Source organism: Microcoleus sp. PH2017_08_TRC_O_A (genome assembly GCF_020738665.1).
Taxonomy (GTDB): Bacteria; Cyanobacteriota; Cyanobacteriia; order Cyanobacteriales; family Microcoleaceae; genus Microcoleus.
Genome location: NZ_JAEQCE010000119.1, coordinates 1 through 5,783 on the forward strand (window position 1 = coordinate 1; position 5,783 = coordinate 5,783).

Consider the following 5,783-nt stretch of genomic DNA (forward strand, 5'->3'; position numbering starts at 1 on the left):
TTTATTCCTGTAGTTTTAGGACTGTGGACTAAAATTACCAACGTAGATGTCTAACATTGACTACTTTTGGGTAGCTTTGTCCAGGTTTTTACGAGCGGTGAATATGCAGGCATTTGTGGCAGGTTTGGGATGTGTACCTTGGGTCAACAAATACCAGATTTACGCCAAACTTTACTGCCTTATAACAAAGGAATTGGCGAAGCTGAAAAAACGCCCAACTGTTGCTTCTGCGTCTCTCTGTTTTAGAACGTGGCTGTTGGTTGGTGCGTTCTCTGATACCCGTCAAATCCTCCAACGCAATAGTTTGCGCTTGTTTTTTGGCGTGCTGAATGAGTCGGTAGCTAACGGTATGGTTAACCTGTGCCTGAAATCTTCGTTCTCGTCCACTCAACCGTTGCAGAAGCTGCCGACATCTACGCCGACTACTTCTTGTGCCTTTGGACGCTTTTTTCTGCAACGAAGCCCTGACACGGCTATATCTGTCACGAATTTCGGTTATCGCCGTTCCACTAAACTTCTCGGATTCAGAGGTAACGGCTATATCGGTTCTGCCCAAATCAACACCCAAAACCCTATCAGTTTTCTCAGGGTTTGGTGGCTCAGATTCAAGCTGAATTTGCAGGTAATAAGTGTTATCTTTGCGCTTTACCAACACTGCCGACTTAGGATTTCTTCCTGTTAACAAATGACGCTGATAGTTGCCAATGTGCAAAGGGAATTTCTCTCTTTGCTTGAGCATCGTCAAACTAGCTGTCCAGTCTTTCTCCCTAAAAGTGAAAGTCCGAGCGTCATAAGTGGCACTGGTAGCTGCAAACCCTTTCACAGGTCTATCTTTTTGTTTGGCAGTCTTGCGATTGGCGCAAACCCTACGAATGGCATGGATAGTCATCTGAGCCGATAGACCAGAGTATTCCCGTGCTTCCTTGTAAATTAAGGATTGCACGGCTATCTGATTGGTCAGCTTTCGGTCAGTGTTTTTGTTCACGTACTCACAGCAGTTCGCAAAAGCACGAAGCACCGCATCAAGTTTTTCAACCTGATGTTGCAACACTTCGAGTTTACAACTAACCGTCAGGACTTGAGACATTTTCAATCAGTGAAGATTATGGAGCTACTGTACCATGAGATTGCTAAAACTGCGGGCATCAAACCCCCATTTTTAGCCGCTATCCCTCCCCGCCCTATTGACGCTCATCCTTAGCCCTTGGGCTGCGGAAATCGCGTCAATTGAGGGCGGGGATTCCCGCGATTATATTGAAACTAATCTTGCGGTGCGAAGGAACTGATGGAGAAGCTGGAAGCAATGACAAATTGTAACAGCACGGATTCTACCGGCTGTCAAGCTTTTTGGTCAAAAAATTTAGCGTTGAACTGGCCTTGAGATTGCTACTCCTGTGACTGGGGAAAGTTGAGTACCGGGAGGCGCGAACCCCGAAAGACTTCTTCGCTTTCAATGCCGATCGAACTCACAAACTCAGCAGCAGCTTTGGCAGCCAGCAACCCGCCCAGCATGGGTAAGGCGGCTAAGCTCAATAAAATATCTGAGGGAATTGGCAATTTAGGATTGTTGGGGGTTTGAGTTTTGGGCAAGTCTTGGTTTTCCGACGGCATAGATCCCTCCTGTGTTATTCAGTATCCCCAGTTTACAGCAGAAGGAAGGAGGAAGAATAGCAAGGGTTTCAGCAATTAAGAACGTCCTAATCTTTGGGGGCGGTTGCTAAACAGGGGAAATAATTATCTTTACTCCTGAATTCTGACTTCGCTTAACTGGGTCTAATTGTGCGAAAATACATTCGAGGTATTGGTCAAAACAGTATTGCCCAACGGAGCGCAGCCGAGGGGATACACAGCTCGCCAGTAAGCCGAGCAACAGTTAAACCGGATGCAAAGGTTCGGCTCGGTAAATAAAATAATGGTGTGTAAAACCTGTAAACTGTGCTATCTGTAGAAAACAAAACCAGCCTTGACGAAATTTAAAGTCCCATGTTGAATGCGAACGGGAGTATATTGGCAGACAATCGATCGCCCGCATCGCAGTGGGCGCAAAAAGCTTTGGGACTGCCCGAGGTGCAGGTACAAGCGCGTTTGCGCGGAAATCACCTGCATATTTTGTGCGAAGCGCAATTGTGTCCGTCTCAGGAATTGGTGACGGCGAGATTTAAAAGCGCGATCGAACAAACTGATTTAACGCGACTCCTGCCCGATCGAACTAAAATCTACCAATTGTTTCTGTGCGGCCGCAAACTCGGTTCCCGACAAAACGACTGGACTGTCCGGCTCGATTGCAGCGGCAAACAGCGACAGCGACAGCCACAGCGACGGGAACCGGAACCGGAACCGGAACCAAAAGTTTCCGAAGTGCCACCACCAGCGAGTCCCCCCGAGGGCGAACCGCCAACAAGTCGTAAAGGCGGCGGATTCTTCGGCAAATTCAAAAATGAAAACCGCAACCTCAAACTGAAACCAGAAGCGGTAGAAACTCCAGTACCAATGGCTCAGGTGCGGGAAGAAATGGATTTTGATACCGAAAGTTTCCCCACGGCCTCCCGGATTGAATATCCAGAAGTTTTTGAAACTTCCCCAGTGACGATCGACACTTCGGCAACTCGGGAAGCTTTCAGTCCCCCCGTTTCTGCGCCAGCACCGCAAACATCCACGCAGCAGCAGGCAAGTCGCGGCGCGGTGGCTTTGATTCAATCCCCCGAAACAGGCTCCGGTGACAGTGATGGCGGCGGCACTTTGACCGTTTCAGCGGAAACTTTGGCGCGCCGGGGCTATCCAGATGCGATCGCCAGCTATCTCAGCGAAATCCTCGGGCCGATGGGTGTTTCGGTGAAAGTTAGCATTCGCGAAAAAGAAGCCAAAAGCAGCCGGGAAACCCAGCACCCCAATGCGCCAGAACTTCTCAAGTCCAAGGAACGGCGGCTGTTAGTGCTGTGCGAGTCAGCTTACAGCCCCGAACCCTCCTTGCTCGCAGAACCGATCGCCGCTAGGCTGCGGAAACTGCAACTAGAGGACTTCCGGGAAGCTGCGATCGGCAGCCAAGTTGCAGGCGAATCGAAGCCGGACTGGGTGCTGCGAGTCGATTTGACGCCACCGGACACAATCCTCAAGGAATGGGCCCGCTGGGGAGACGTACAGTCGATCGCCAAACTGCTCAACCAACACTTGGCGACATCAACAGTCGAAGTGCGAGCCACCCTCAAAGAAGCAACTCTGCACCTGTTTTGCAGCAAAACAGTCACAAAAGGACAAAAACCCAAACGACAAGAATACCCTGACAAACAGCAAACCACCGATGCGATCGCCCCTTTGTTAGCATCCTTCGCGCCCCAAGGCATCCGCGCAGCTACCCTCTACGGCGTAGAACCGGCCAGCGACAGCACAACCGAGCCGGAGTCGCCGGTGTGGATTGACTGGATAGACTTACCAGCAGCCCACCACCCCGACTTAGCTCCAAACCCGAGGATATTGGCAGCCGAGGGCGACCAATTAGCCTTGACTTTCTTGCTCAACAGGTTTCTCAATCCCAATCTCAACCGCAAGCTGGAAACCGGAGGGATTCGGGCTGTGGCGCTGCACAAAGCCAACGTGCTGCACGTCATGACTGAAGCTCTGAGTTGCCCTGCTCAGTCGAAGGTAGGCCCGCCGGTGGCTAAATTCTTGCGGCAGTTACAAATTCCGGGAGTGGCTCTTGTGCGAGTCTACGGGCGCCGCGCCGGTCAGAAAATGCCCCTGTGGCGCTACGGTATCGATCTCAAAATGGCGGTTGACGGGGAATTAGCACCAACAACCGCATCGGCTCCCTCGCAACAGGCTGTCTTGTCTAAGGAAGCGGTGCCGGAGTTTGCGCCGTCGGTGGCAGATGGGAGTTTTTCTGCTCTGGGCGATAATTTGGTGTTCGATGCTCCCGCACCGGACTCCTCGCGGCCGCGCTTCAAAATTAGACTCCCCGGTTACCAGTTGGGCGAGCAGTTGGTTCAAGCTGTGGTGCAGCCGCTTGTTGCTTCGGGTTTGTTTGTTCCCAACGACGCTTTGTCGATGAATGCTGCTGCGCCGGGAGGCGTGAGAGCCGATCGCGCGGCGGGAATGGCTTTGATTTGGGCGATCGCCGGCTGTCTGATCACCTTCAATACCGATTGGTTGCTGGGTCTATTTCTTAAATCTGCGACGGTTAGTCAAGCTCCTAGAGCCTCCGAAGTTTGCAACGGCCCAAATTGTCAAAATTCATCCCCCAAGCCTCAGAGCGACGTTCAAGCCTCTCTCACGAATCCGGATTCTCCCTCTCCCTCTGGCTCTTCAGTCCCGATTCCCGAGTCTCAAGAAGTGAATTTGCCTCAAATTCCTTTACAAGCATCGCCGTCCGCGAGTGAAGAAAAGGCTTTCAACGGTTCTGGGTTTACGAAACCGGGAAATACTAGCGTTCCTGTAGCTGATGTTTCGGCTGCTCCGGTGTTTCCGACTTTGAGGAGCGAGCAGCTTGACGAGCAGATTGCGCGCTACCAAGAGTACATCCGCCAGCACAAAAAACCGCCGGATATTTTAATTGTCGGGAGTTCTAGGGCGCTGCGGGGTATCGACCCGGCGGTGTTGGAAACGGCTTTGGCTGCTGGAGGCTATCCGGGGCTGAAGGCTTACAATTTTGGGGTGAACGGAGCTACTCTGCAAGTGGTAGATTCGATCGTCCGCCGGATTTTGCCACCGCAACAATTGCCGAAATTACTGGTTTTGGCGGACGGGGCGAGGGCTCTCAACAGCGGGCGGCCGGATTTGACTTTTAGTGCGATCGCCTCTTCCGAAGGTTACAGACAATTGGCTCGGGGTAGTTTTCTGATCCGCACCAATCCATTAGAATCCCCAACATCTAAGGAAACTGCCAAAAATCCGATCGCGACTGCTGGTGAATTGGTGCACAATTTGGAACAAAGTCAAGCGAATGTTCAACAATTTCTGAGTCAAAAGTTGGTGGATAGTTCTGCAACTTACAAAAAGCGCGATCGGCTGAAAGGGTTTTTGCGATCGATCGCGAATCCAGCAGCCCCTGTTGTCACCGAAAGCCCCCAAACCGCAGCCGACGACGATAAACAAACCACTGAAAACGCCCAGCTAACTGCTGCGGGTAAAGCACCCAGCGAGTTTCAACCAAACGGCTTTTTGCCGATCGACATCCGCTTCAATCCCGATACTTACTTTCAGAAACACGCCAAAGTATCTGGATATTACGACACCGACTATCAAGATTTTAAATTGACAGGGGAACAAACTGTAGCGCTCAAAAACATGATCGAATTTACCAAAGTTCGCAACATCAATCTCGTGTTTGTCAATATGCCTCTGACTGCCGATTATTTAGATCCGGTGCGGACAGGTTACGAACAAGAATTCCGGCAATATATGCAACAATTAGCAGCTCAAACCGGACTAATTTTCCGAGATAATAGTTTATTGTTGCCCCAAGCACGGGAATCTTTTTCTGACCCAAGCCACCTCAACCGTTATGGTGCTGTTGCAGTTTCCAAGCGCTTGGCTCAAGATCCGATGATTCCCTGGCCTGTGAAGAAGTAGAGAGGGGGAGAGGGGGAGATTGGGAGAGGGGGAGAGGGGGAGAAGTTAGTAAGCTAGTGGGTATCTAGATTGTCTGTTATGTTCGATGGAGATAGCGGGGAAAATACTCCTAGACGCACGCAGATTTCAGAAACCGGGTTTCTACGAAGATTTCTCGTGACTCGTCGTAAAATCTCGTAGAAACCCGGTTTCTAGCCCCCACGGCAGATTTCAGAAAC

The 5,783-nt window shown here is 50.9% G+C and carries 3 protein-coding genes; 1 reads left to right on the plus strand and 2 read right to left on the minus strand.

Translation table 11 applies throughout. From position 1 onward, the window contains the following. Window positions 1–88: 88 nt before the first annotated feature. Together JGK22_RS29700 and JGK22_RS29705 are read right to left on the minus strand one after the other, a co-directional pair. A complete protein-coding gene (locus tag JGK22_RS29700; RefSeq protein WP_293198667.1) occupies window positions 89–1,087 on the minus strand; it encodes a transposase in 999 nt (332 codons plus the stop codon). A 299-nt stretch (window positions 1,088–1,386) separates the two neighbouring features. Further along, the gene (locus JGK22_RS29705; protein ID WP_293185876.1) at window positions 1,387–1,611 is read right to left on the minus strand and encodes a hypothetical protein; all 225 of its coding nucleotides are present in this window, start codon (window positions 1,609–1,611) and stop codon (window positions 1,387–1,389) included. Between the two features lie 372 nt (window positions 1,612–1,983). Between JGK22_RS29705 and JGK22_RS29710 the strand changes: the two genes are divergently transcribed. Beyond that, window positions 1,984–5,565, plus strand: a complete 3,582-nt coding sequence (locus JGK22_RS29710; RefSeq protein WP_293226716.1) for a hypothetical protein — start codon at window positions 1,984–1,986, stop codon at window positions 5,563–5,565. The last annotated feature ends 218 nt before the right edge of the window (window positions 5,566–5,783 follow it).

Coding starts and splice junctions, on each gene's coding strand:
- JGK22_RS29700 (WP_293198667.1), bottom strand. CDS start 1,087: ATGTCTCAAGTCCTGACGGTTAGTTGTAAACTCGAAGTGTTGCAACAT.
- JGK22_RS29705 (WP_293185876.1), bottom strand. CDS start 1,611: ATGCCGTCGGAAAACCAAGACTTGCCCAAAACTCAAACCCCCAACAAT.
- JGK22_RS29710 (WP_293226716.1), top strand. CDS start 1,984: ATGTTGAATGCGAACGGGAGTATATTGGCAGACAATCGATCGCCCGCA.